This is a genomic window from Nonomuraea guangzhouensis, from assembly GCF_019396345.1.
Classification (GTDB): domain Bacteria; phylum Actinomycetota; class Actinomycetes; order Streptosporangiales; family Streptosporangiaceae; genus Nonomuraea; species Nonomuraea guangzhouensis.
On sequence record NZ_JAHKRM010000008.1, the window covers coordinates 221,862 to 247,927 of the forward strand.

Here is a 26,066-nt window from a genome sequence, read left to right on the forward strand (position 1 = left end):
CACACGTCAGGAACCGTCGAGGCTCGACAGCCCGTTGACCGCGATCTCGATCCCTCGCCGACCGGCGATCAGGACGTCCTCGTTGGAGCCGCCCTGCTGCTGGGCGACCAGCCCCGCCACGGAAAGCGCGCCCATGAAGCCGCCGATCGCCGCGCCCGCCGCCACGGGATCCAGCCCGGGGTAGACCTCGCACAGGGCCGCGGCCAGCAGGGGCTGCCCCTCGAGCATGAGCGTCAGCCCGCGTGCCCGCAGCGCGGGCTCGGCGAACATCAGCTGCGCCCGCAGCGGCGACAGCGCGAAGTCCAACTCGTCGTCCTCGGCCAGGCTGCCCACCAGGGCCTCGAACATCCGGCTCAGCAGATCCCCCAGAGGCTCTCCCGGCTTCCGCCCGGCGATCACGTCGAGCATGACCTGCCAGCGCACCTCGACGTCCAGGAAGAGCACGTCCTCCTTGCTGGCGAAGTACGCGAAGAAGGTCCTGGGCGCCACGTCGGCCGCCGCGGCGATCTCGGCGACGGTGGTCCGCTCGTAGCCTTGCTCGCCGAACAGCCGCACCGCGGCCTGCAGCAGCGCGCGGCGGGTGCGGACCTTCTTGCGTTCGCGATGACCCTCCACGGGGCCACCATACCGCATGCTATGCGTTTATGCATTGGTTGCAATTTCGCAGTCTGTGCGCTTTTCTGGGAAGCATGGAAACCTTAGCTGCGCTGCCGCTCGAGCGGGAGGACCCGTTCGAGCCGCCTGCCGTACTGAAAGAGCTCCACGGACCGCTGCACCCGATGACCTACGCCGACGGGCGGCCCGGCTGGCTGGTCACCGGCTACACCGAGGCACGCGCGGTGCTCGACGACCCGCGCTTCAGCAACACCTGGCAGGGCGCCGCGCCGCCGATCAAGGAGCTGATTCCCCCCGAGGGGCTGGCGGATCTGGTGATCCCGCCCGGCTTCTTCATCGCGATGGACGACCCCGAACACTCCCGCTACCGCAGGCTGCTGACCGGGCACTTCAGCATGCGGAAGATGCGCAGGCTGGAGCCCAGGATCCAGGAGGTCATCGACGGTCAGCTTGACGAGATGGCCCGTGTGGGAGCTCCCGCGGACCTCGTCCAGGCGTTCGCGCTGCCGGTCCCGTCGCTGGTGATCTGCGAGCTGCTCGGCGTCCCGTACGGCGAGCGTTCGCGCTTCCAGGACACCACCGCGCAGGCGGTGAACCTCGACAACTCCATCGAACAACGGGGCGCCGCGGGCGCCGAGCTGATGGGCTACCTCTCCGAGCTGGTCGGGCGCAAGCGGGCCGAACCCGGCGAAGACCTGCTCAGCGAGCTGGTCACCGGTGGCGAGCTCAACCACGAGGAGCTCACCGGGGTGGCCACGCTGCTGCTGACCGCCGGGCACGAGACGACCGCGAACATGCTGAGCCTGGGCGCGTTCCTGCTGCTGTGCCGCCCCGAGCAGGCGGACCTCGTACGCACGGATCCCGGCGTCGCGGAGAGCGCGGTCGAGGAGCTGATGCGCTACCTCAGCATCACGCACGTCGGCCCGATCCGGGTCGCCAGGGCCGACGTGCCGCTCGCCGGGCGGACCATCAAGGCGGGCGAGACCGTGACGCTCTGCCTCCCGGTCGTCAACCGGGACGCCACCCGCTTCCCGGACCCCGACCGCCTCGACGTCACCCGCCAGGCCGGGCAGCAACTGGGCTTCAGCCACGGCATCCACCAGTGCCTGGGCCAGCAGCTGGCCCGGCTGGAGATGCGGCTGGCCTACCCGGCGCTGCTGCGCCGCTTCCCCACGCTGCGGCTGGCCGTACCGGCCGAGGAGGTGCCGCTGCGGCCGCGGGCCACCATCTACGGCGTGTCCGCCCTGCCGGTCACCTGGTAATGGTGCTTGCGGGCACTCGCTGCTCCAGGTCGTAGACGGTCACCGGGATGCCTCGCGTGACGAGCCGGTGAGCGATGCGCGGTTCGATCCGGTCCCAGGTCCCTCCGGCCAGGCCGCAGCCGATCCGTGGCCGTCGGTGCAAATGTGGCAGATGATGCGCGGCTCGTTGCCGGCGGGGTCGGTCGCGTCGCCAGTGCGATAGTTGATCACGGTCTGGACCTTAGGTAGGGGCGCCGACAATTCCTGTCGGACGGCAGTCGGGCGCTCGTCTGCGGTGAATGTCAGAGGTGCATTTCTTCGGGTCGGCGGACCCCGCTGAAAGTTTCAGCAGGGTCCTCGGCTTTGTCCAAGGTCGGGGTGGGTGCCTGCTTCCAGGCGCTGGGACGCTCTTGCGAGGTAAACCGGTTCAGCAGATTGTTGGGAGCGCTCCCAAACGGCCGCTTCAAGAAGGCGATGTACCCATCGGCTTCGTCACGGAGGACCCCCCATGCCATTCCGCCGGAACCTGTGGCGCAGAGCGTTGACGGCCGCAGCCGCCGTACTGCTGGCCGCATTCGGGCTCGCCACCGTCCAGAGCGCGGCCGACGCCGCCGTGTCGTGTTCGGCCACCTATACCAAGAGCTGGGACAGCGGCAGCGGGTTCGGCGCCACCATCACGGTGACCAACACCGGTGACCCGTTGACCACCTGGGCGCTGAGCTTCGACTTCCCCAACAATCAGGTGATCACCCAGATGTGGGAAGGCGTACCCACCCCGGCGACGCCCACCCCGGCGGGCGCGGTCATCACCATCAACCCGGTCTCGTACAACGCCGGCAAGCCCACCGGGGCGACCTGGACTCTCGGCTTCAACGGCACCTACACCGGGGGCGTCAACAACAACCCGCCCAGCGTCTCGTGCACCGGCAACGGTGCCGGCGGGACGCAGCAGGCTCTGGTGGCCTCCTCCACCAGCGTGAACGTGCCCGAGGGCGGGACCGGCGGCTTCACGGTCCGCCTGCAGTCCCAGCCGACCGGCAACGTGACGGTCACCAGCACCGCGGGCACCGGCGACAGCAACATCACCGTGACCGGCGGCGCCACCCTGACCTTCACCTCGTCCAACTGGAACACCCCGCAGACGGTGACATTGAGCGCTTCGGAGGACAGCGACACCACGAACGGCACCCGGCCGATCACCGTGGCGTCCAGCGGCTTGACGTCGGTGACGGTGAACGCCACCGAGGCCGACAACGACGGCAGCACAGGGGGCGCGGCACCCGCTCTGCACGTCTCCGGGAACCGCCTGGTCACCGCCGCCGGCGCCACCTACCGTCTGCTGGGCGTCAACCGGGCCAGCGGCGAGTTCGCCTGCGTGCAGGGCAAGGGCATGTGGGACAGCGGCCCCGTGGACCAGGCCTCGGTCGACGCGATGAAGGCCTGGAACATCCACGCGGTCCGGATCCCGCTGAACGAGGAGTGCTGGAACGGCACCAACGGCACACCCAGCGGCGCCACGTACCAGCAGAACGTCAAAACCTACGTGAACCTGCTGGTCGCCAACGGCATCACGCCGATCGTGGAGATGCACTGGAACTACGGCCTGTACACCGGCCAGGGCGCCGGTTGCTCGGACACCACGGCGACCTGTCAGAAGCCGATGCCCGACGCCCAGTACGCGCCGACGTTCTGGACCGGGGTGGCCAATGCCTTCAAGGGCAACAACGCGGTCGTCTTCGACCTGTTCAACGAGCCCTACCCGGACGCGGCCGCGAACTGGGACGCCACCGCCGGCTGGAAGTGCTGGCGCGACGGCGGCACCTGCACCGGCATCGGCTACCCGGTGGCCGGCATGCAGTCGCTGGTCAACACGGTACGCGCCACCGGCGCCACCAATGTGATCATGCTCGGCGGGCTGGCGTGGTCCAACGATCTGAGCCAGTGGCTGACGTACAAGCCGACCGACTCGACCGGCAACCTGATGGCCGCCTGGCACACCTACAACTTCAACACCTGCTCCAACACCGCCTGCTGGAACAGCCAGGTCGGCGCCGTCGCGGCACAGGTCCCGGTGCACGCCGGTGAGATCGGCCAGAACTCCTGCGCCCACGACTACATCGACCAGGTGATGAGCTGGGCCGACGCGCACGGCGTCGGGTACACGGCCTGGACCTGGAACCCATGGGGCTGCAGCCAGGGCAACGTGCTCATCACCGACTACAACGGCACCCCCACCAGCACGTACGGCGAGGGCTTCAAAGCGCACCTGCTCACCCAGAACCCGCTCTCTTAGAACCACCCGGCCGGGTCCGTCATCTGGCGGGCCCGGCCGCGCCGCCGGGAGACTGGAACAGGTCCACGCGTCGAGGCGGCCAAGCCGGATTCCGTCGGTCGTCTCTACCAGGAGCCACTCATGCGCCGCAGATCCCACCTGTACGCCGTCCTCGTCGCGCTCCTCGTGGCGGTCGCCTTCGGTGTCGCCCTGCCCGCGCTGTCGGCGACCGCGCCCGTCCGCATCATGCCGCTCGGAGACTCCATCACCGCCGGACCCGGCTGCTGGCGCGCCCAGCTCTGGCACCACTTGCAGACAGCCGGATACACGAACATCGACTTCGTCGGCAGCGTCCCCGACGGCGGCTGCAACTACGGGTACTCGTACGACGGCGACAACGAGGGCCACGGCGGCTACGCCGCGACCGGCATCGCCGACCAGAACCAACTACCGCCGTGGCTGAACGCGGCCAAACCCGACATCGTCCTCATGCACCTGGGCACCAACGACATGTGGGGCGGCTTCATCCCCACCGCTACCGTCCTCGCCGCATACACCAAGCTGGTCGGCCAGATGCGGGCCAGCAACCCCAACATGAAGATCATCGTGGCCAAGATCATCCCCATGGACCCGTCCGGCTGCCCCACCTGCGCGGCCGATGTGGTGGCACTGGACAACGCGATCCCGGGCTGGGCCGCCGGCCTCACCACCGCACAGTCACCCATCGTCGTCGCCGACCTGTGGACCGGCTTCAACGCGGCCACCGACACCGGCGATGGAGTCCACCCCAACGACGCCGGTTTCCAGAAGATGGCCGACCGCTGGTACCCGCCGCTCGCGCAGGTGCTCAACGGCGTGACCCCGCCGACCTCCCCCACCCCGTCGGTGACCCCGCCGCCGGCCCGGTGTACCGCCACCTACAAGGTGATCTCCCAGTGGGGCGGCGCCTTCCAAGGCGAGATCTCGGTGAAGAACGACTCCTCAACCGCCTCCTCCGCCTGGACGACCACCTTCACCTTCGCCAACGGCCAGCAGATCAACCAATCCTGGAACACCACACTCACCCAGAACGGAGCCACCGTCACCGCACGGAACGCGACCTACAACGGCAACCTGGCGGTCGGCGCGTCCACGACTTTCGGCTTCACCGCCACCTGGAACAACACCACCAACGCGCTGCCCCAGGTGAGCTGCTCACTCGGTTGAGCACATCTTGGTTCGTCTCCCTGGACATTCGTCTGCGGGGAAGGAGCGCCGCGCCTGTCACGGTGAGTGATCGACGATAGGAGCGCCTTCCAGGTCGTAGACGGTCACGGGGATGCCTTGCGCAATGAGTCGGTTGGCGATGAGCGGTTCGATCCGGTCCCAGGTCCCGCCGGCCAGACCGCAGCCGATCCGTGGCATATGCAGGCTCGCGCCGAGTTCGATGGCGTTGGCGGCGACAACTTCCAAACCGCGGTCGACCGCGTCGTAGCGGATGGGCGGCCCATCTGTGGTGGGCCGGATGCCGTGCTGGCCGATCATGTTCGCCACCCACAAGGACTCCTCGACCTGAACCAGTCGCACCTGGCCCAGCTCGAATCCCGCACCTGAGCGGTGCCAGGCGCGAAACTCGGCCTCGGGTTCCGGCCAGCGGCGGGAGATGGCCAGGACGAATCCGCGGCCCCAGCCGCCAATGTCGTTGCACACGTGGCAGATGATGCGCGGCTCGTTGCCGACGGGGTCGGTCGCGTCGCCCGTGAGATAGGTGATCACAGCCTGGACCCTAGGCAGGGAGGCCGACAATCCCTGTCGGACCGGCGCCACTGTCCGTCGTGCTGGTCTCAGCGTGCTTGGCCCAGCAGGATCCGTTGGAAGAGGCAGTCGGCGGCAGCTGTTAGCAGCCAGTCGGTCTCATGCATGACCGGATCGTCGTTGCCTCGGATGGTCCTGCGGATGAACGCCTGTCCGGCCGCGTGACAGAGTTCGAAGAGCGTCAACCGGCACTCGCAGCTGTGCCGGGTCACCCGTACGCGATGAGTGCGGTTCGCCGGTGGATACCAGGTCAAGTGCTCGTGTACGGCCGACAGCGGCGCGGGATCGGCCCGTGGAAGGGCCAGAGTTCGGCCATGTCAGGCCGTCCGTCCCTCAAAGATCTCGACCAGGTTGCGCCGTGTCACTTCCCCATACCTCACCATAGGGAATCAGGGTTCACCCTGGGTATTTCCGGTTCAGTACGGGGATCTACCGTTCTGTACTGTGATCGAGTGGCGTCTCAATCAGCCCAAGTGGCTTCAGGTGGCGGACATCATCAAGGAACGGATCGCCGGCGGCGAGTACCTGGTCGATACGCCGGTGCCCAGCGAGCATCAGATCGTTCAAGAGTTCGGCGTCGCCCGCGGCACCGCCCGCAAGGTTCTGGAACGTCTCCGTGGAGAGGGCATCATCTACTCCGTACGTGGCCTCGGCTCCTTCGTGGCACCCTCAGACAAGCCCGGCGAGGAGTAACTCGGCGCCGTGGACAGACCACCTGGGAAACTACGGGTACGGCTTCGTGATGTTGTGGCCGTGCACTGAAAACAGGAGCGCCAAGAGCTTCGAAAGGCAGGTGTGATGGCCGGCTACCACACCCGCTGGGTGCGCCCTGAGCCGCAGGCGGACGATCCCGAGCGGATCGCGATCCGCGAGGCGCTGGTCTTCGGCAAGGCTCTGTACGACCGGCGGACCGCCCTCGGCCTGACCGTCGCGGAACTCGCCCAGCGAGCGGGCATGACCGTCGATGAGATCGAGTGCATCGAGGAGGGCGGCACCGCGCCCACGGTCGCGCTGCTCCGGCTTCTCGCCGCTGCTCTCGACGCGGATGTCCGGCTCACTTCTGGGCACGATCTCGGCTCCCTATGGTTCGAGGCCCACGCGGCCTGACCGGAGACAGACACGACCGACAGCGGAAATCCCGGTTTGGCGCGGAGGACATGAGGGACACTTGGCCTCATGTCCTCGCCGACCCAGGAGCCCCAGCCTTTCGCGCATCTGAGCGCGCCGAACGCCGCTCTCTACCGCGAGGTGCTCCGCACCTTCGTCAGCGCCAAGGAGCGGTTCATCGTGCACCTGCGGCCCGAGGACGTGGCCGTCGAGCTGCGGCGCGACAGTGACGAGCAGTTGGCCGGCGCGCTGGACAAGCTCGTGGAGTGGGGCAACCTGCGCGCCGACGCCGACACCGGCCGGGTCACCACGGTCGAGGAGTTTCACCGCAAACGGCTGCTGTTCCAGCTCACCCAGGCCGGTCAGGCCGCCGAGCAGGCCATCGCGTTCTACGAGGAGGCGATCGGGCGGCGCGGCTCGCTGCAGTCGGTGGCGCTGGCCGACATCGCCGAGCAACTGCAGTCGCTGGCCCTGCTTGCCGGGGAGGACGAGCCCGACCCCGCCAGGGTCCACCTGCTGTTGCTGTCGTTGGCCGAGCGGTTCTCCTCGCTGGCCGACAACGCACAGGCGTTCATGGCGTCACTGCGGCGGGCCATCGACTTCTCCGACGGCGACGTGGACGGGTTCGTCGCCTACAAGGAGCGGCTGATCGACTACATCAACCGGTTCATCGCCGACCTGGCCAACTCGGGTGCGCGCATCGCGGCGCTGCTCGTCGAGCTGGAAGGCAGCGATCATGAGCGGCTCCTGGTGCTGGCCGCCCAGCGTGAGGCCGCCGACGCGGTGCCGGACGGGGCGGATCAGGGGCAGGCCCAGGAGAAGGCGCTCGGCTCGTGGCGGAACCGCTGGCGCGGGCTGACGGACTGGTTCGTCTCCCAGGACGCCGGTCACCCTTCGCAGGCCCGGCTGCTGCGGCAGGCGGCGGTGACCGCGATCAAGCAGCTCATCGACACGGTCGGGCTGCTCAACGAACGGCGGGCCGGCCGCTCCGATCGTACGGCCGACTTCCGTACGCTGGCCCGCTGGTTCGCCGAGGCGCCCGACGAGGCGTCCATGCACCGGCTGTGGCGGGCGGCGTTCGGGTTGACCTCGGCCCGGCACCTGAGCGTCACCGCGTCCACGCTGGAGGAATGGCAGGACGTCCCGGCCGCCACGCCCTGGGCGCAGGCGCCGCCGATCAGAATCTCGCCGCAGTTGCGCCGTACCGGCTCGTATGAGCGGCGGGGCAAGCCGAACAAGGTGACCGACCGCACGCGGGCCCGCCGCCTGCTGCTGGAGCAGGCCGAGCGTGAGGCGGCCGAGACCGCCGCGGCGCGGGCGCGGCTGCGTACGGACGGCCCGGTGCTGCTGTCGGAGCTGGAGGTGCTCGACCCGCGCGCGTTCCGGCTCTTCCTCGGTCTGCTGGGCGACGCGCTGGCCGCGCGGCACCCGGACGACGCCGAGGTGAAGACCGTGACGAGCGACGGCTCTCTTGAGGTACGGCTGGCGCTGGTGCCCGGCGGCGACCTGGTCGAGATCCGTACCGACGACGGCGTACTGACCGGGCCGGAGCACATCATCGAGATCACCGACCTGATGGTGGCGCCGTGACGCCGGAGGAGGAGCAGGCCCAGCGGCGCACCGCGCTACGCGCCCTGTTGGCCGCCCCGCTGCTGCGCGATCCGGACAAGCTGGTGCTGGTCCGGCGCCATTTGAGTGAGCTGCGCGACTGGCTGACCCGCGAGACGGGCTGGCGGCTGGCCGTCGACTCCGAGAGCGCGCGGCTGTTCAAGACAGCGCCGGACCCGGCCGACGCCACACATCCGGCGCGCGGCCGGGCCGGCGAACCGTACGGAAGGCGGCGGTATGTGGTGCTCTGCCTGGCCCTGGCCATGCTGGAGCGGGCCGACGCGCAGACCACGCTCGGCGGGCTCGCCGAAGAAGTGCTGAACGCGGCGGCGGAGCCTGAGCTGGACTTCGCCTTCACCTTGGACAGCCGCCAGGAGCGCGCCGACCTGGTGGCCGTGGTGCGCACGCTCATCGACTGGGGCGTGCTGCGCAAGGTCGCGGGCGACGAGGACGCCTACCTGTCGGCCACCGGCGATGTCCTGTACGACGTACGCAGGCCGGTGCTGGCCGCCCTGCTCACCGGCACCCGCGGCCCGTCCACGATCACCGCCGAGTCCTTCGGCGAGCGGATCGCGGAGCTGGCGGCCGAGCCGGTCGCCGACACCGACGACCTGCGCAACCAGGCGCTGCGCCGCCGTCTCACCCGGCGGCTCCTGGAGGATCCCGTCGTCTACTACACCGATCTGGACGAGGCCGAGCGCGCCTACCTGACCTCCCAACGGCACGCGATCACCCGCCGGATCGAGGAGGCCACCGGTCTGGTCGCCGAGGTCCGGGCCGAGGGCATCGCGATGGCCGACCCCGACGACGAGCTGACCGACGTACGGATGCCCGAGCAGCGTACCGACGGCCATGTCACGTTGCTGGTGGCCGAGCTGCTCGCCGCGCGCGGTGCGCAGAGCATGGAAGAGCTCAGAAGCTTCGTCCGGCAGGCCGCCCGCGAGCACACGTCCTTCTGGCGCAAGGGCGTGACCGAGCCGGGCGCCGAGGACGGCCTGCTGGCCACGGCGCTGGGCAAGCTGACCGCGTTGCGCCTGGCCGAAGTCCGCCACGACACCGTCGCCGGGCTGCCGGCCATCGCCCGCTACGCGCTCGACGCCCCCGTTGTCAAAGGAACGTGATGCTCCCCGAGCCCACCTCAGAGCGCTGGAAGCCGCTGCGCGCCGGCCTGGTCGACCTGTTCTACTACGACGTGGAGGAGTTCCACTTCCACGACGGGCGGCTGCTGCTGCGCGGCAACAACGGCACGGGCAAGTCCAAGGTACTGGCCCTGACGCTGCCCTTCCTGCTGGACGGCGAACTCGCCCCGCACCGGGTCGAACCCGACGGCGACCGGCAGAAGCGGATGGAGTGGAACCTCCTGCTCGGCGGCAAGCACCCGCACGCCGAGCGGCTGGGCTACGCCTGGCTGGAGTTCGGGCGTCGCGCCGCCGACGGCACCCAAGAGTTCCGTACGATCGGCTGCGGGCTCAAGGCGGTCAAGGACCGTGGCATCGTCCGGCACTGGTTCTTCGTCACGCCCCAGCGGCTCGGCCTCGACCTGCACCTGCTGTCCGCCACCGGAGTGGTGCTGACCAGGGAGAAGCTGCGCGAGGCGATCGAAGGTCAGGGCATGGTGTACGACCGGGCCGCCGACTACCGGCGGGCGGTGGACGAGGCGATGTTCGGGCTCGGTGAATACCGCTACGAGGCGCTGGTCAACCTGCTCATCCAGCTGCGCCAGCCCCAGCTGTCCAAGAAGCCGGACGAGAAGCTGCTGTCCAGGGCACTCACCGAGGCGCTGCCGCCGCTCAGCCCCGCCCTCATCGCCACCGTCGCCGAGGCCTTCCGGGGCCTCGACGAGGAGCGCGACGCCCTGCGCGGTCTGGAGGAGGCGCGCGCTGCCGCGTCCGCGTTCCTCACCTATTACCGCCGGTACGCCACCATCGCCGCCAAGCGCAAGGCGGCGGGCCCCCGCCTGGCGCACAGCCGGTACGAGCACCTGGGCCGCGACCTGGGCGAGGCGGAGACCCGGCAGGCCGCGGCGGAGACCAGGCTGGAGGAGCTCGACGACCTGCTCTCGGACCTGGCCACCCGCCAGAACCAGCTGGAGGCCCGCCGCAACGCCCTCCAGGAGAGCCCGGAGATGCGCTCCGCCGAGCGGCTCAAGCAGGCGGGCGAGGAGGCCCGTCGGCTGGCCGAGCACGCGGGCCGCGCCGATCGCGATCGCGACCGCCTGACGGTGCAGGTCGACAAGATGCGCGGGCGGGCGGACATGACCCGGCTCAAGGCGGACCAGGCGGTGACCGGGCTGACAGCCGCCCAGGAGCGGACGGCGCGGGCGGCGCGCCAGGCCAGACTGCCCAGCACGTCGCGTGGAGCCGGGTTGCCCGGCGAGTCACAGGAAGCCGGGTTGCCCGGCGAGCCGCTGGACCGGTCGGCCGCCGAGGCGCTCGCCACCCGGCAGGAGCACGCCGTGGCCGAGCTTGAACGGCTGCTCCACGCCGTCGCTCAGGCCGAGGCCCGGCTGGCCGTGGCCCGCAGGGAGGTGGACCGGCTCACGGGCGAACTCCAGGCGTCGGCCGTACGGATCGCCGCGGCGGAAGAGGTCACGGCTACCAGGATCACCGAGCTGGTTCAGGCGTACACGCTCTACGTGGCCGGACTGACCGAGCTGCGGCTGGCGGACCCCGACGGCGTGCTCGCCGCGCTGGCCGGCTGGGCGAACACCGCGGACGGGGCCAATCCAGCCGAAGCCGCCGTCAACGACGCCGTCCGCGACGCCACCGCCGCACTCGGCCGCCGCGGCGCCGAGCTGGACGCGGCGCTGGCCTCGGCTCGACGGCAGGCCCGGGGACTGGGGGAGGAGATCGTCAGGCTGGAGGCCGGCGGCCACGACGCCCCGCCCGTCCCGCATACGCGCGGCGCCACGCGCGATGGCCGCCCGGGCGCGCCCTTGTGGCGGGCAGTGGACTTCGCCGACGCGGTACCCGCCGAACACCGGGCCGGGCTGGAGGCCGCGCTGGAAGGGGCGGGCATCCTCGACGCGTGGCTGACCCCCGCCGGAACCCTCCTGGCCGAGGACGACACGACCATCGTGGCGGGGGCGTCGGTGTCCGGTCCGTCCTGCGCGGTCGTACTGCGGCCCGCTGTGGATCGGGCCGACCCGCAGGCCGCCGTGCTGCCGGACGCCGCCGTAGACGCTGTACTGGCGGCGATCGGGCTGGGGCCGGGCGCGGCGACGTGGGTCGCGGTCGACGGGCGGTGGGGCAACGGGGTGCTGGCCGGGTCCTGGCACAAGGTCAGCGCCGACTACATCGGCGAAGGCGCGCGGGAAGCGGCCCGGCGGGCCAGGCTGACCGCGCTCCGCGCCGAACTCGCCGAGGTCGACGGGCAGATCACCGCGTTGGGCGACGAACTGGCCGCGCTGGTCGTACGCCAGGATGACCTGGCCGCGGAGCAGCGGGCGTTGCCGCCGGACGCGGCCGTCCGCGAGGCGCACGTCAAGCTGGCGGCCGAGCACGAGCGGCGCGGCCAACTGGCGACCGAGCACGGCGTGGCCGAGCGGCTGGCGCAGGACCGGCAGGGTGAGCTGGGCGGCGCGCGGGAACGGGCGGCGGAGTTCGCGGGAGACGTCGGCCTGCCCGTTGCCGCCGCGGAGCTGGCCGAGGTCAAGGCGGGTCTGGCCGCGTACCGGCTGGCGCTGGCCGAGCTCTGGCCCGCCGCGCGGGCGGCGCGGACGGCCGAGGAGGCCGCGCGGGAGGCCACCGACGACCTCGCGCAGGCCCGCGAATCGCTGACGGAGGCGGCCGTGGTGGCGGCCGAGGCGCGCGAGCAGGCGCAGGCCGCCGCCGAGACCTACCAGGAGCTGACTGCCACGGCCGGCGCCGCCGTGGAAGAGCTGTTCCGCCGCCTCGAAGAGGTACGGCTCCTGCTGCGCGAACGGGCAAAACAGGAACAGCAGGCCCGAACCGACCAGCAGCAGGCGCTGACCGAGCGGGGCCGGGCCGAGGCCACCAGCGCCGGCCTGCGCCGCCAGATCAAGGAGGCGGCCGACACGCGCGATGACGAGGTACGCGAGTTCCGAGCGTTCGCGGCGACCGGGCTGATGCGGGTCGCGCTGCCCGAGCTCGACATCCCCGATCCGGCCGCCGAATGGGCGGCCACCCCCGCTGTGCACCTGGCCAGGACCGTCAACGCTTCGCTTGAGAGCGTCGACGACGGCGAGGGGCCCTGGGACCGGGTGCAGAAGAAGGTCGCAGAGGAACACAAACTGCTCTCCGACGCCATGGCCAGGCACGGCCACTCGGTCGGGCTGACCCTGCGCGAAGGCGTCATGGTGGTGGACGTGCACTTCCAGGGCCGTACCCGGGAAGTGCCCGGCCTGGTGGCGGCGCTCGGCGAGGAGACCGAGCACCGCGCCCGGCTGCTGTCGGCCAAGGAGCGCGAGATCCTGGAGAACCACCTGCTCAACGAGGTCGCCGGCACCCTGCAGGAGCTGATCACCGCGGCCGAGGCCGAGGTACGCGAGATGAACGCCGAGCTGGCCGCCCGCCCCACGTCCACCGGAATGCGCTTGCGCCTGCTGTGGAAGCAGGCCAGGAACGCTCCGGAAGGGCTCGATCGGGTACGCGACAAACTCCGGCAGATCGTCGACGCCTGGTCGCTGGATGACCGGGCGGCGGTTGGGGCGTTTCTGCAGGAGCGGATCGCCCGTGAGCACGCCGACAACCCGGCGGCGGGTTGGACCGAGGCGCTGACCAGGGCGCTGGACTATCGGATCTGGCACGAGTTCGCGATCCAGCGGCTCCAGGACGGGCAGTGGCGGCCGGCCACCGGGCCCGCCTCGGGTGGGGAGCGGGTGCTGGCCGCCTCCGTGCCGCTGTTCGCCGCCGCGTCGGCGCACTACAAGTCGGCGGGCAACCCGTACACTCCGCGGTTGGTCGCGCTGGATGAGGCTTTTGCCGGGGTCGATGATGATTCACGGGCGAAGTGCCTGGGGCTGCTGGCCACGTTCGACATGGATGTGGTGATGACCAGCGAACGTGAGTGGGGTTGCTATCCGTCGGTGCCGGGGTTGGCGATCTGCCAGTTGACCAGGCGTGACGGGATCGACGCCGTCCTGGTGACGCCGTGGCGGTGGGATGGGCGCGAGCGGACCCGGGCCGAACGGCCGCAGGCGATGGCCGCCGCCGTCGCCGATCCCGCGCCTGAGCCCGACCCCGCCCCTGCCTCCGCCGTACAGGACAGTCTGCTTTGACGGGCGGAGATGCGGCGGGCCGGGGTTTGACCGGCAACGGTTCGACCGGCGAGGAGCGGTTGCGGCGGTTGTTGGGCAGTGAGGAGACCGCGTGGCTCGTCGAACGCGCCCGGCAGCGGCTCGAACGCGGCCGGCCGCTCACGGGCACGGTCACCCTCGGCACCGCCTCCGCGGCGCAGCGCCGCGCCGCCGAACTGCTGCTCGGCCGCCGCGCGGGCACCGGCACCTCGCTGTCGGTCTCCCTGGAGGAGGTGGACCGGGTCCTGCGCACCAGCGGCGCCGCCCCCGGAGGGCTCCATGAGGCAGTGGTACGGCTCCGCGGCCCTCTGCGCGACCTGGCCGGGGAACGGGAGGCGTCGGCGTCGGCCTGGCGGGCGGCGTTCGGGAACCTCGACGCCGCGACGGCCGCCCGCCCCGAGCTGACCGGATGGCGGGCCTGGCTGGAGTCCACCGGCCTGGTAAGACGGCTCGTCCCGGACCCCGCCCAGGCGCGGCACCTGCTCGACCAACTGGCTGGGGTGGTGGCGCGACTGCCGTCGCCCGGCCTGCCCATCGGCCGCCTGGCCGCGCAGATCGCCGGTGACGCGCACGCCCTTGACGAGGGGAGGCCACTGGGGACACTGGCGCTGTCGGCGGCCAAGGCGCTCACCGGCCGTGCATACCCCGGGGAAGGCGGCGCGGACGCCCGCCGCGCCGCGTGGGCGGCCGTGGGCGTTCACCTCGACGACCTGTCCTCGCTGGTGCTCTGCCTCGGCCTGCCAGGAGACGATCGGACGCCGACCGGGCGCATGCTGGCGGCGGCCCGTGCCGCAGGAGAGCCCTGCGTGCTGACTCTGCGCCAACTCCGCCGCCACGACGGGCCCCTGCCCTCTGCCGGGCTGGTGCGGATCTGCGAGAACCCCGTAGTTGTGGCTGCCGCCGCCGACGAGCTGGGGCCGTCTTGCCCGCCGCTGGTATGTGGTGGCGGTCGGCCCTCGGCGGCTGTCTGGCGCCTGCTCGACCTGCTGTCGGAGGGCGGCGGCCGGTTTGTGTACCACGGCGACTTCGACTGGGGCGGCGTCGCCATCGCCGCGGCCGTCCACGACCGGTACGGCTTCGAGCCGTGGCGCTTCGACACCGCCGCCTACGAGGCGGCGGCTTCCCAGACGGTGGCCTCCCAGGCAGGGCTGACCGAACGGCCGTGCCCGACGCCGTGGGATCCCGCCCTGGCCGAGGCGATGGCGCGCCGCGCGGTGCGAGTGGAGGAGGAGCTCGTCCTACCCGTCCTGCTCAGCGATCTTTCGTCAGGTCTCAACGATCGAGGTACGAGATGACGGACCTGCTGGTGGACTCAGTCCAGATGGCCGAGATAGAGCCCGGCACTATTTCTCCATGAGCTGCCGGGTCGCCTCCGCACGGTGATCAGCGAGTTGCCGGCTCTCCTCGACGCACCGAGAGCAAACGTCAGGAGATACCGCAGCGCAGGGCCAGACCGCGCAGTTCCGGGCTGGTCCGGCCGGAGATCAGCAGCGACTGGACGAGGTCACGCACGGCAGAGCGGGTATGAGTCTCCTGCGGTGCCTGGCGTTCGGCGGCCAGGAGCGCGGCCAGGCACTGATCCCGGTCGCCGGACAGTCCGTGGGCGCGGGCCAGGTCGGTGTAGTAGCGAGCCCGGCGTTCGGTGGTGGGCAGGCTGGCCGGGCGGGTGCAGCGGGCCGCGGTGATGGCGGCGCCGACATCACCGGCGGCGTACTCGGCGGAGATGCGGTGCAACTGGACGGTGGCGGGGGTGAAGCCGCCGCCGTGATCGCGCAGCAGCAGCGGGCCGGTCAGCCGGGCGGCGATGACGCCGAGCGTGAGGCGGGCCAGTTGGCGGCGCGGGCTCGTCGAGAGGCATATCAGCGCGGCTATCAGTTGAGCGAAATGCGCAAGGCCGTAGGGGTCACACAGGCCGAACTCGCCAAAGCGCTCGGGGTGAGCCAGGGCAGGGTCTCCCGGATCGAAAGCGGTGAAGTATCTGGGATCGAAGTCGTTCGTGCGTACGTCGCGGCGCTTGGCGGAACAGTTGATCTGGTTGCCACTCTCGGTGCGCGGCCTGGGTACCTTCGTAGCCCCGGGGCGCCGGTGACGTCCGATGAGGAGTGGACCTCCCGCTCCCTTGTCGGCCGGAAATTTCAGGGGATACTCACCGGTCGTTTCGATACCATCGGGCCCATGGAGGTCTCCAAGCGCACTCTCGCCGCAGCCGCACGAGCTACCAGCTCGTCGGTTGCCGCTGCCTGACCTCTTTCTTCATCGCCGGCGACCGGGAACGGCCGCCGGCGCGTCGTCCCTGTGCTCGTGGTCCTTTCCGGTCCCTCATGACCACGAAAGGGCCTATTGCCATGAACGTCGATCAGACCGTCAGCACCTTCCTCGACTTCTTCCGGGAGCGTGGCCACCAACGCATCACCGGAAGCTCGCTCCTGCCGCCTTCCGGAGATTCGGTGCTGTTCACCACCTCCGGCATGCACCCACTCACCCCGTACCTTGAGGGCCGCCCGCACCCGCTCGGCCGGCGCCTGGTCAACCTGCAACGCTGCCTGCGCACCACCGACCTGGATGAGGTCGGTGACAGGACCCACCTGACGGTGTTCGAGATGCTGGGCTCCTGGTCGCTGGGTGACTACGACCACCAGCAGAGCATTCAATGGGGGTACGAACTGCTGCGCGACGGCTTCGGCCTCCGCCCGGACCGGCTGTACGTCACCGTCTTCGGTGGCGACGAGCAGGTCGGGCCCGACACCGAGTCGCTGCGGACATGGGGCGAGTTGGGCGTGCCGGTGGAGCTGACCGGTGAGGACAACTGGTGGTCCAACGGCCCGACTGGTCCGTGTGGTCCCGACTCGGAGATCTTCGTATGGACCGGGGACGGCCCGCCCCAGGGCACCCCGACCAGTGACCAGCGGTGGGTGGAGGTGTGGAACCACGTACGGATGCGCTACCACCGCCACGAGAACGGCAGCCTGGAACCCCTGCCGCAGTCCGGGATCGACACGGGGATGGGGCTGGAACGGCTCCTCACGATCTTGCAAGACAAGCCGTCGATCTTCGAGACCGATGTGTTCCAGCCGTGGATGACGACCATCCCGCCTTTGTGGAGCACGGACGAGTCGTCGTTACGCGTCATCGTGGACCACCTGCGTTCCAGCATCGTGGTCATCGGTGACGGGGTAATGCCGTCCACCACCGGGCGAGGCTACGTACTGCGCCGGCTCATCCGGCGGGTGCTCACCACTCTGTGGCGCGACGACTCCTCCCGGCTCCTGTCCGACCTTCCTCGGGAGCTCATCGGGCACACACTGGAGCACTTCCGGCAACCGTCCGAGGTCGGCCAGGTGCGCGAGGTGCTGCTCGATGAGGAGCGACGGTTCTCCACGCTCCTCAGGCGAGGCCGGCAGGTGCTGACCCGAGAGGGTTTCAGCGGGAAGTTGCGCCAGGAGGACTACGACTACCTGCACCAGACCCATGGCCTGCCCCGCGACCTCGTTGTCGGCCTGCTCATGGATGCCCCGCCTTCCTCAGGCGGCGGTGTCCCACCGATCGAGGGACATGGTGATCGGGTGGTCCTCTCGTAGCCGGGCCAGCTCCTCCTCCGTGAGCGAGGTCGCGGAGGGAAACGTGTCACCCACCTTCCACCCCGCATGAAGCACGGCGTCTTTGAGCGCGGTGATGGGGTTCCGCGTGGCGAGCCAGCCATGCAGGAACGACGCGAACAGCGCGTCCCCCGCCCCAGAGGTGCTCATCACCCCGCGCGGTGCGACACCCGCCGCCTCGAGCAGGGTGCCATCACGTAGCCCCATGAGGCACCCGCGCCCGCCGAGTCCGACGGCGGCGATCGCGCATCCGGGGTAGCGCTCGAAGACCCCCGCCACCCACTGTTCCGGCGGGCCGGCCAGCCGTTCGTGGCTGCAGAACACGATGTCGGCGACCTCCAGCCAAGGACGGTTGTATGCGTCTTCGACGTCCGTGATCAGATGTACGTCGACCGCGATCGGCACCTCCGACGCCCGCGCGTGCCCCAGCAGGGGACGGACGAACGCGGTGTTGGTGAGTACGGCGAGATCGACGCCGCGGAGCAGGCGGCGGAACACGTCGACCGGGTACTCGACGGTGTTGACTGCGGCGACGTACGGATGCCCGGAGCGCCGTCCGTCCGGAGCCACGAGCACGAGGCCCAGCGACGAGCTCGGTGCCGTCACCACCCCAGGACCGAACAGCCCTCGGGTGCGTAACGACGCGTTGATCGCCTCGCCCGCGACGTCCTCACCCACGAAGGTGCACAGGCGGGCCTCGTCGCCTAGGGCGCGCAGGGTGTCGGCGATGTGGCACGCGGCCCCGGACACCTCGGCTCGCATCCAGTCGGGAAAGCGCAGCGAGGCGTACCGTAGCGGGAACTCCGCGACCGGCATGGCCATGTAGAGGCTGCTGACACCGGCTACGACTATCTTGCTGCCCATTGTTTCTCCTTCAAAGATGGGGCGGAGGGACCGGATCGGTCCGTGGGATGGTGAGCGGCTGCGTGATCCGCATCAGCCGGTACATCAGGCGTCGCATGTTCCGGTCGAAGCGGCCGGGGGCCGAAGTGAGCCGCGCCACGACCGCGGCATGCAGCCCCGGACGATGGCAGGCGGCGGCCGCGCGCAACTGCGCGGTCAGTGGCCGATCGGGCCGTAGCCGGGGCGCGGCCGAAGCCAGCAGCCCCCCGGCGGACTCCGGGTCCACATCGTCTCCCGAACCGCCCACCAGCAGGACCGAGGCGCCGCAGACCGCGCCGTACACCGTGACCGAGCCGTGGTCCCCCACGACGTGATCGGCCGCGACGAGCGCCCCGCGCCAGTCCGCCTCGGGCGGTATCAGGGCGAGCCCGTCACGGAGGCAGTCGGCCAGCCAAGCTCGTACCTGCCAGATGCCGTGCCCGAACCAGACGTTCGGGTGGAAGAGCGCGGCCACACGGTAACGGTCGCGGGGCAGCTCGGCCAGCATCCGCCGGATCAGCTCCGCACGCTGCCCGAAGAGGGACCGCGTTCCCCAGGTCGAGGTCACCACCACGAGTTCGCGATCGTCCTGGATGCCGAGGGCCTGGCGGTAGGCGCGTCGCTCGCCCGCGCTGGCGACCAGCCGGTCATGAGAGGCGTCGCCGACGACCTCGGCGACCGCGACCGCCTCCGGACAGCTCCGCGCCAGCCGCCCGCGCTCCGCGTCGTGGGCGAGCACGATCGCCGACGGGACCACCATGCCGTCCCGGACCAACTCCTGGGCGCTGAGCCCGTACACGCCGCGGGCCGCGACGGCGCCGCCGCCCAGCCGGCGGCTGACCCGCTTGTTGTAGCCCGCGCCGTGCGGGATGACCACGAGCGGCGCGTGGATGTCCTCGATCCCCCCGTAGGCCGCGGAGACGGCGAGGTCGAAGCGCTCGCGGATGGCCAGTTGCCACGGCATCACCACGCCGCCGATGCGTCCGAGCAACTCGCTCACCCCGTTGCCGAAGACGTCCGGGCCCATGGTGAACACCACCTGGACGCGCAGGTCGGCGGCGAGAAGACGGACGACGTCCAGCAGACGCTGCCCGGCGGTGACCGTGTGAACGATCACGAGTACAGTCCGCAGGCCGCGGCGCGTCACCCAGCGCGCCGCATCTGGCCCTACTGGCACGCGGTACCCCTCTGAACAGGACATCGGGCTTTCGAACCCCCCATTTTTCGTGTACGGCGCGGTTTCCTGTCGCCGTATTCGCCCCGGCCGTAATCCCCGTCTTAACGGCTCAATCCAAGAGTCGACCGCATTCCTGGACAAAACCTTGCAACAATCGTGAAGTTGAAGAGTCAGATCAAAGGTGCGTATGGACCATTAAGCGAATACGCGGGAAACTGGCGACACGTGAGCCTTTAGCGGTGAAAGGACACTCATGGAGTTCCGAATACTCGGCTCCGTGGAGTTGTGGGCAGACGGGGAGGCATGTGAGCTCGGATCTGCCAAGGAGCGGTACGTGCTGGCGATCCTGCTCCTGTCGCCCGGGCAGCCCGTGTCCATAGAGACCATGATCAACCGGGTCTGGGGCGACGCGCCGCCGGCAAAGGCGCGGGAGAGCGTCCACAGCTATATCGCCCGGCTGCGCGGCCGCCTGAATCGGCGCTTCGGCGATACCCGGGCGCGGCTGAGTTACCGTTCCGGGGCTTACGTTCTGGAGGTCGATCCCCAGCGGATAGACCTGCATCGTTTTCGGCAGCTTAACGTGCAGGCGCGGGCCATAGCGGACAGCGGGAACCCGGAAGACGCCCTCCGCCTGCTCCGCGAAGCGGAGAATCTGTGGCGGGGCGATCCGCTTTCCGGCCTACCCGGAGAATGGGTGACGACGTTCAGGACGAGTTTGGAGAGCGAGCACCGCGCGGCGATCGGCACGCGCCTGGCGATGGAGCTCGACGCGGGTCGGCACGCCGAACTGGTCGGGGAGTTGTACGGGCTGGTCGATCAGTATCCGTATGACGAGTCGTTCGTCGAGCATCTGATGGTGGCTCTGTATCGCTGCGGGCGTCAGGGTGACGCGCTGGAGGCGTACCACCGAGCCAGCCACCGCCTCTTCGGCGACCTCGGAGCCGAACCCGGCCCCTCCCTTCGCGGTACGTACGACCGCATGCTCCGCGGCGATCCGGAACTGGCCGCACCGCCCGCCCGCCACCGCACCCTCGGCGGGCCGCTCGCCGACAACCTGCCCAGGGATGTCCAGGACTTCACCGGGCGGGAGACGGAGCTGAACCAGTTGTACGCCGTGTTGGATCGTTCCCCCTCAGCGGTCGTGATCGAGGCCATCGACGGCATGGCCGGGATCGGCAAGACGGCGCTCGCCATCCACGCGGCGCACCGGCTGAAGGACCGGTATCCGGACGGCCGGTGGTACCTCCATCTCCGCGCGCACGATCCCCACCAGCCGCCACTGGACCCCGCCGAAGGTCTCGACGCCCTGCTGCGGCTTCTGGGAGAGGATCCCCGGCGGATTCCCGAGGCGCTGGAGCCGCGCGCGGCGCTGTGGCGGGCGTGGCTCGCCAACCGCCGGATACTGATCGTGCTGGACGACGCGGCCGGCGCCGACCAGGTGCGGCCGTTCCTTCCCGGGGCGCCCGGCTGCCTCGTGCTGGTCACGAGCAGGCGGCGGCTGGCCGGCCTCGAAGGGGCGCGACCGCTTCCGCTGGACGCTCTGGCGCCCCCCGAGGCGGCGCTGCTCTTCCGCCGGATCGTCGGCCAGGACCGGCAGCTCGACGCCGGTGACGTCAACCGGCTCGTCCAGTTGTGCGGGTACCTTCCGCTCGCGGTCACGATCATGGCGAACAAGCTCCGTCACCGGCCGGCGCGCGGCGTCGGGGACCTGGTGGCGAAGCTGTCCCGATCCAGGGATCGGCTGGCCGAGATGCACGCGGGAGACAGGGACCTCGTCACCGCGTTCGAACTGTCGTACCGGGACCTGTCTCCGGACCGGCGGCACGCGTTCCGCCGCCTCGGCCTGCACGTCGGCGCCGACCTCACCGCGGGCGCGGCCGCGGCGCTGATCGGCTGTGACCTCGCGCGGGCCGAGCGCGTCCTGGAGGAGTTGATCGACCGGCACCTCGTGGAGGAGCCGGACTCCGGCCGGGTCAGATTTCACGATCTGCTCCGCGCGTATGCGGGGGAACGCGCTGCTGAGGAGGAGCCTGCGGAGGAACCGCGGCGAGCCGTACATCGGCTGCTCGACTTCTACCTCTACACCGCCGACCAGGCCGACCGCATCCTCTACCCGCACAGGCGCAGAGCCGCCGTGGACGTGGCCCATCCGACCCCTGATCTATCGTCTGTGAGCGATCCGCGCTCCGCAGCCGAGTGGTTGCGCGCCGAGCGGGTCAATCTGGTGATGTGTGTACGCCACTCCGCCGACCACGGCTTCCCGGCACACGCGGTTCAGCTCTCGCAGGCCGTCGCGACGTACCTCGAACGTTCGGCGCACTGGGAGGACGCCGCCCGCATCCATGAGCTCGCTCGCCGGGGTTGTCAGGAGATGGGTGACCGCGAGGGGGAGGCCGGCGTGGAGCTCGAACTGAGCTTGGTACGCAGCCGCACAGGCCACTACGCCGAGGCCTTCGAGCACGCCGTCAACGGTCTCGGTGCCTTCCGAGCCCTCGATGACCGGCGCGGCGAGGCTGACGCCCTGGACCACCTCGCCCACGTGTGCTGGCTGTCCGGGCGCAACCGCGAGGCACTGGCGTACGCGGAGGAGGCGCTCGCGCTGTTCCGTGCCGTGGGGGACCGGTACGGGGAAGGGAACGCATTGCAGCATTCGGGGATCGCGCTTTCGTCCCTGGGGCGTACGGAGGAGGCGGTGGCCGTCTTCGAGAGCTCGCTGGAGATCGTGGAGGAGCTCGGGGATGCTGCCACCAAGGCGATGTTGTTGAACAATTTCGGGGAACTGCACCTCAAACGTGGTGATTATCGGGAGGCGCTCAGGCTGTTCCGGGACGCGCTCGCCATGATGCGGGACGCGAGATGGCGGCAGAACGAGGGTGTGGCCTTGAACAACGTGGCCAGCGTCATGGTCCTTGAGGGGCGCCGCGACGAGGCCCTGCACTTCTATCGTGAGGCCTTGTCAATTTACCGAGAGACCGGTGATCGCCGGAACGAAGCCGACGGGTTGAGCAGTATTGGGTCGATGTATCTGGACATGGGACTGACCGCTGAAGCGCTGATCCATTTCCAGAAAGCGCTTGCTATCTCGGGTGATATCGGGGATCAGTATGAAACGGCGCGTGCGCTCCAGAGGATTGGTGACACCCAGCAGGCTGGTGGGCAGTTTGTCCTTGCTCGGGATACTTATGGGCGGGCGCTCTCTTTGGCTAGGGATGTGGCGGATCCCTCTCTGGTGGCTGGTTCCCTTCAGCGTCTCGGTGAGAGTCTCTTGCGGATTCATGGGAGGAGTGCGGCGGAAGAGGCGTGGAGGGAAGCTTTGGGGATATTTGAGCGGTTAGGTACGCCGGAGGCGGCGATCCTGCGAAATCGCCTGAATGACCACGATGCGGCAGGATAGAAAGCTGGCACCAGCCGGTCTTCTTGCCTCTTGGGGGCTATGCTTCACTTGCTGCCGTAAGAGCATGAAGTTACGAAAGGTAAGAAGAATGCACTACATGTTTATGTGGTTGGTTGGGTTGTAGCAGCTGATGGGCCCTCAAGAGAGGTGGTCCAGGCGGCCCCTGAGCCGGAGATACGTCGCGGACTTGGCTTCGCCAAGCACTTCCAGCGCCATCTCATAGCAATGGCACGCCTCTTCCGGTCGGCCGGTACGCTGGGCCAGTTCGCCCAGGCCTTCCAGGGCCGCGGCCCGGCCGACCGAAGATCCCAGCCGATTCATCATCTCCAGCGCGGAGCGCAGTTCGCGATCCGCCTGCTCGTGATCGACTTGGGCATACCCGAGAAGGATCCCAACGCGGGCCCGGTTATAGAGGTCGTCCACTCCGCGCAGCAGCCCTCGTGCCTGCTCAAGGTGAATCACCGCATCAGGTCCTCGTCCCTGGGTCACGAGGACCCCAGCAAGATCGATCAACCCAAGCGCCGCCTTCCGGTCGGCCCCCAACTCTCGGAAGATGCCGATCGAGGCCGTGAACCCGGCAATGGCCGCATCGCGGTCGCCCCGCCCCGCCGCGACCAGCCCGAGTCGCCGCAGCGACCCCGCCTCCCTCTCCCGCTCACCAAGTCGGCGCCAGATCTCCAGCGCCTCGTCGAACCGCGCGACGGCGTCGTCATACCGCCCCAGGTCGTTCAGGCTCAGCCCCAGGCGGTTCAGCATCTTCGCCTCGCCGTAGAGGTCCCCGGCCGCGCGCGCCGCCGCCAGTCCCGTCTCCTCCACCCCGACTCGCTCCACGTGATGGCCCATGTACAGGAACAACGGCCACATGGCATCGGCGAGCTGCCACGCCATCACCTCCCGGCCGCGCGCGTGCGCCAGGGTGACGGCGGCGCTCAGGTTCGTGCGTTCGGACTCCAGCCAGCCGAGCGCGTCCTGCGGGCCGCCGAAGTCCGTCGGCTCGGCGGGAGACGGCTCGGCATCGCGAGGCAGCCCGGTACGGTACGGCCGCAGCTGACGTTCCGCGCGCGCGGCCGTGGCGAGGTACCACGCGAGCAGCCGCCCCTCGGCGCCCTCACGCTGGTCTTCGGCTTCGACCAGTTGCGCTGCGTGCAAGCGAACCAGCGCGTGATGGAAGCGACAGCGGCCGTCAGAGATATCGGTCAGCAAGTTCGCGTCGGTCAACTCGCCGAGCAGCCGCCTGGCCTCCACCCGGGGGATGCCGGCGAGCGCGGCCGCCGCGTCCCCGCCGAACGTGCTCCCTGGTACGAGGGCGAGGAGCCGGTACAGCCGAGCAGTTTCAGGGCGGAGCGCCCGGTAGGAGAGGTCGAGCGCGGAGCGGAGTGCCACGTCGTCTCCGATCGTCAACGCCTGCTGCTCCTCGGCCAGCGCGGTGACCATGGCGCGGATCGGCCAGCTTGGCCTCCCGGCCAGTCGGGCCGCCGCGACGCTCAGGGCCAGCGGCAGTCGCATGCACAGTTCGACCAGCTCGGCCGCTGCCTCAAGTTGCCGATCCAGCCGGTCGCTCCCCAGCGCGTCGCGGAGAAGCGCGAGACTCGCCGCAGCGTCGAAGCGATCGATGTACACCCCACGCGCTCCCTGGACCACCAGACCTGCCAGCCGGTACCTGCTGGTCACCACGGTGATGCTCGCCGGTGAGGCTGGGAGCAGCGGCCGCACCTGAGCGGCTGTGAACGCGTCGTCGAGCACGACGAGAAGCCGCTGGTCATGGGTCACTGTCCGATACAGCGCCGCACGCTGGGCGGTATCACCCGGTATGAGCTCTGCCGGGATGCCGAGGGCATGCAGGAAGTCGCCCAGCACCTCCTGGGGGGAGGCCGGGGCGCCGTCCGAATGTCCACGTAGTTCGGCGTACAACTGCCCGTCCGGGTAGTGCGAGCGGATCATGTGCGCCCAGCTCAGGGCCAGCACGGACTTGCCCACGCCCACAGAACCCGTTATCAGCGCGGTGATCGGTGCATCTGTCGTGTCCTCCCGCAGGGCCTCCAACTCGGCGATGGCGGCTTCGCGGTCGACCAGGCGCGGGCGCGGGGGAAGTTGGCTCGGCGCGGGCAGGGAGGTCACTTCGTGGAAATGGACTCCGCCCAATATGTCACGGGCTTGGACAAGCGAACCATAAACTATCCCACCCGCCTCGTTGTACACAATTTCTGACAGCTTTCTCTTGGCTATCACGCCGTTTCGACACCAATCCACGCCTCGGCCCGGCGTCCGCTCCATGCGGACGGAGCAGCCCGGAATACGGACATCAGCTGCAACAATGACGGATGAAAAAACATGCTGCAATATACCGAGGGTTCATGTCGGGCATGACGCTCTGTATTCTGTCGCTGGCATGACTGTGAGATTGGCCTGCACCAGCCGGAACGCCCACAGGAGAACTACGCGACAGCGCGGTAAAACGGTCGCCAATCGGAGATTCGGTGTGCGGCCATTACCGGCCGGCCAAAGACATAGGCCTTCGCCAGAGCTGTGGGATGCCGTTACGCCGACCTGCGGCGTATCGCCGATCGCGAGGTCTCCCCGCCTGGCGTCAGCTCGCGCCTTTGCTGATGTTCGTGCTCGGCGACGAGACCTGTCTCCGCCAACGTCGCACGGCTTATGCCAGATGGTCGAATTCGCCGTCCTTGGCGCCGTCTAACCATGCCTGCCACTCTGCGCTGGTGAAGATGAGCGTCTCGTCGTCCGGCCCGTTACTGCGGATGGGGGCGCTGGTAACTCGAAGTAGTCGCTCTTGGCCCCGGTGAGGAATGGCCTCCAGGTATCTGCACCTGCCTGAAATTCGGGACCGAAGGGGTTTTTCGAATCATGTAAGGCGACGCCTGCGCCACTTGGCTTCATTTGGACGCACTCGTCAGTCATCGCCTCGCCTTCGTCGCGTCCTTGATCAGAGACACCGAGTCATCGGGTGCCAGAGCCGTCCGGAAAGGCGGCGACCAGGAACCGGTAGGTCCACGTGGCCAGCGGTTCTCCCTGGCCCGGTCGAGCACCAGGTCGATGGCCGCGCCTCGTCGTACACAGGACCGGAACCTGTTTGACTGAGAGTGGGCACAGCCTATGGCCGCGTTA

The 26,066-nt window shown here is 69.5% G+C and carries 19 protein-coding genes; 12 read left to right on the forward strand and 7 right to left on the reverse strand.

Annotation, left to right across the window (positions count from 1 at the left end):
- Positions 1-6 precede the first annotated feature (6 nt).
- Positions 7-615, reverse strand: a complete 609-nt coding sequence (locus KME78_RS18225) for a TetR/AcrR family transcriptional regulator (protein WP_308127002.1) — start codon at positions 613-615, stop codon at positions 7-9.
- A gap of 74 nt (positions 616-689) precedes the next feature.
- Between KME78_RS18225 and KME78_RS18230 the strand changes: the two genes are divergently transcribed.
- The 3 genes from KME78_RS18230 (at position 690) to KME78_RS18240 (ending at position 5,334) form a co-directional block, all read left to right on the forward strand.
- On the forward strand, positions 690-1,877 hold the full coding sequence (locus KME78_RS18230) for a cytochrome P450 (protein WP_219530264.1): 1,188 nt from the start codon (positions 690-692) through the stop codon (positions 1,875-1,877).
- A gap of 487 nt (positions 1,878-2,364) precedes the next feature.
- Positions 2,365-4,149: a cellulase family glycosylhydrolase gene (locus KME78_RS18235; protein ID WP_219530265.1), complete on the forward strand. Its 1,785-nt coding sequence runs from the start codon at positions 2,365-2,367 to the stop codon at positions 4,147-4,149.
- Between the two features lie 120 nt (positions 4,150-4,269).
- Positions 4,270-5,334: a cellulose binding domain-containing protein gene (locus KME78_RS18240; RefSeq protein ID WP_219530266.1), complete on the forward strand. Its 1,065-nt coding sequence runs from the start codon at positions 4,270-4,272 to the stop codon at positions 5,332-5,334.
- 57 nt (positions 5,335-5,391) lie between these two features.
- On the opposite strand, the gene KME78_RS18245 is transcribed toward KME78_RS18240, so the two are convergent.
- Positions 5,392-5,883: a macro domain-containing protein gene (locus KME78_RS18245; protein ID WP_308127003.1), complete on the reverse strand. Its 492-nt coding sequence runs from the start codon at positions 5,881-5,883 to the stop codon at positions 5,392-5,394.
- A 483-nt stretch (positions 5,884-6,366) separates the two neighbouring features.
- Between KME78_RS18245 and KME78_RS18250 the strand changes: the two genes are divergently transcribed.
- The 6 genes from KME78_RS18250 to KME78_RS18275 all read left to right on the forward strand — a co-directional run bounded on the left by KME78_RS18250 (position 6,367) and on the right by KME78_RS18275 (position 15,189).
- Positions 6,367-6,615, forward strand: coding sequence for a GntR family transcriptional regulator (locus KME78_RS18250; RefSeq protein ID WP_219530267.1), 249 nt, complete (start codon positions 6,367-6,369; stop codon positions 6,613-6,615).
- A gap of 105 nt (positions 6,616-6,720) precedes the next feature.
- Positions 6,721-7,029 carry a helix-turn-helix domain-containing protein gene (locus KME78_RS18255; RefSeq protein WP_219530268.1) on the forward strand — a complete coding sequence of 103 codons (309 nt, stop codon included), beginning with the start codon at positions 6,721-6,723 and terminating at the stop codon, positions 7,027-7,029.
- A gap of 69 nt (positions 7,030-7,098) precedes the next feature.
- On the forward strand, positions 7,099-8,619 hold the full coding sequence (locus tag KME78_RS18260) for a TIGR02677 family protein (RefSeq protein ID WP_219530269.1): 1,521 nt from the start codon (positions 7,099-7,101) through the stop codon (positions 8,617-8,619).
- Positions 8,616-9,758, forward strand: coding sequence for a TIGR02678 family protein (locus KME78_RS18265; RefSeq protein ID WP_219530270.1), 1,143 nt, complete (start codon positions 8,616-8,618; stop codon positions 9,756-9,758). The genes KME78_RS18260 and KME78_RS18265 overlap by 4 nt, the downstream gene beginning before the upstream one ends.
- Positions 9,758-13,876 carry a TIGR02680 family protein gene (locus KME78_RS18270; protein ID WP_219530271.1) on the forward strand — a complete coding sequence of 1,373 codons (4,119 nt, stop codon included), beginning with the start codon at positions 9,758-9,760 and terminating at the stop codon, positions 13,874-13,876. The genes KME78_RS18265 and KME78_RS18270 overlap by 1 nt, the downstream gene beginning before the upstream one ends.
- On the forward strand, positions 13,873-15,189 hold the full coding sequence (locus KME78_RS18275; RefSeq protein ID WP_246651300.1) for a TIGR02679 family protein: 1,317 nt from the start codon (positions 13,873-13,875) through the stop codon (positions 15,187-15,189). The genes KME78_RS18270 and KME78_RS18275 overlap by 4 nt, the downstream gene beginning before the upstream one ends.
- Positions 15,190-15,319: 130 nt before the next feature.
- On the opposite strand, the gene KME78_RS64360 is transcribed toward KME78_RS18275, so the two are convergent.
- The gene (locus tag KME78_RS64360; protein ID WP_246651301.1) at positions 15,320-15,628 is read right to left on the reverse strand and encodes a hypothetical protein; all 309 of its coding nucleotides are present in this window, start codon (positions 15,626-15,628) and stop codon (positions 15,320-15,322) included.
- 30 nt (positions 15,629-15,658) lie between these two features.
- Here KME78_RS64360 and KME78_RS64365 point away from each other — a divergent pair, with 30 nt between their 5' ends.
- Entirely contained in the window at positions 15,659-16,138 is a 480-nt protein-coding gene (locus KME78_RS64365; protein ID WP_308127004.1) for a helix-turn-helix domain-containing protein, read from the forward strand.
- 101 nt (positions 16,139-16,239) lie between these two features.
- Positions 16,240-17,472 carry an alanine--tRNA ligase-related protein gene (locus tag KME78_RS18285; RefSeq protein ID WP_219530273.1) on the forward strand — a complete coding sequence of 411 codons (1,233 nt, stop codon included), beginning with the start codon at positions 16,240-16,242 and terminating at the stop codon, positions 17,470-17,472.
- Here the strand turns inward: KME78_RS18285 and KME78_RS18290 are convergent.
- Both KME78_RS18290 and KME78_RS18295 read right to left on the reverse strand, forming a co-directional pair.
- Entirely contained in the window at positions 17,416-18,354 is a 939-nt protein-coding gene (locus KME78_RS18290; protein WP_219530274.1) for a carbohydrate kinase family protein, read from the reverse strand. The genes KME78_RS18285 and KME78_RS18290 overlap by 57 nt on opposite strands.
- Positions 18,355-18,364: 10 nt before the next feature.
- A complete protein-coding gene (locus tag KME78_RS18295; RefSeq protein ID WP_308127005.1) occupies positions 18,365-19,489 on the reverse strand; it encodes a hypothetical protein in 1,125 nt (374 codons plus the stop codon).
- Between the two features lie 313 nt (positions 19,490-19,802).
- Between KME78_RS18295 and KME78_RS18300 the strand changes: the two genes are divergently transcribed.
- Entirely contained in the window at positions 19,803-22,943 is a 3,141-nt protein-coding gene (locus KME78_RS18300) for an AfsR/SARP family transcriptional regulator (protein ID WP_219530276.1), read from the forward strand.
- A gap of 138 nt (positions 22,944-23,081) precedes the next feature.
- On the opposite strand, the gene KME78_RS18305 is transcribed toward KME78_RS18300, so the two are convergent.
- Both KME78_RS18305 and KME78_RS67960 read right to left on the reverse strand, forming a co-directional pair.
- Entirely contained in the window at positions 23,082-25,061 is a 1,980-nt protein-coding gene (locus tag KME78_RS18305; RefSeq protein ID WP_219530277.1) for a tetratricopeptide repeat protein, read from the reverse strand.
- A 573-nt stretch (positions 25,062-25,634) separates the two neighbouring features.
- Positions 25,635-25,859: a DUF397 domain-containing protein gene (locus KME78_RS67960; protein WP_219530278.1), complete on the reverse strand. Its 225-nt coding sequence runs from the start codon at positions 25,857-25,859 to the stop codon at positions 25,635-25,637.
- Positions 25,860-26,066 lie beyond the last annotated feature (207 nt).

What these genes read in the sequence shown, in the direction of transcription:
- KME78_RS18230 (WP_219530264.1), top strand. Translation starts at nt 690, where the DNA reads ATGGAAACCTTAGCTGCGCTGCCGCTCGAGCGGGAGGACCCGTTCGAG.
- KME78_RS18235 (WP_219530265.1), top strand. Translation starts at nt 2,365, where the DNA reads ATGCCATTCCGCCGGAACCTGTGGCGCAGAGCGTTGACGGCCGCAGCC.
- KME78_RS18240 (WP_219530266.1), top strand. Translation starts at nt 4,270, where the DNA reads ATGCGCCGCAGATCCCACCTGTACGCCGTCCTCGTCGCGCTCCTCGTG.
- KME78_RS18255 (WP_219530268.1), top strand. Translation starts at nt 6,721, where the DNA reads ATGGCCGGCTACCACACCCGCTGGGTGCGCCCTGAGCCGCAGGCGGAC.
- KME78_RS18260 (WP_219530269.1), top strand. Translation starts at nt 7,099, where the DNA reads ATGTCCTCGCCGACCCAGGAGCCCCAGCCTTTCGCGCATCTGAGCGCG.
- KME78_RS18270 (WP_219530271.1), top strand. Translation starts at nt 9,758, where the DNA reads ATGCTCCCCGAGCCCACCTCAGAGCGCTGGAAGCCGCTGCGCGCCGGC.
- KME78_RS18285 (WP_219530273.1), top strand. Translation starts at nt 16,240, where the DNA reads ATGAACGTCGATCAGACCGTCAGCACCTTCCTCGACTTCTTCCGGGAG.
- KME78_RS18290 (WP_219530274.1), bottom strand. Translation starts at nt 18,354, where the DNA reads ATGGGCAGCAAGATAGTCGTAGCCGGTGTCAGCAGCCTCTACATGGCC.
- KME78_RS18300 (WP_219530276.1), top strand. Translation starts at nt 19,803, where the DNA reads ATGGAGTTCCGAATACTCGGCTCCGTGGAGTTGTGGGCAGACGGGGAG.
- KME78_RS67960 (WP_219530278.1), bottom strand. Translation starts at nt 25,859, where the DNA reads ATGACTGACGAGTGCGTCCAAATGAAGCCAAGTGGCGCAGGCGTCGCC.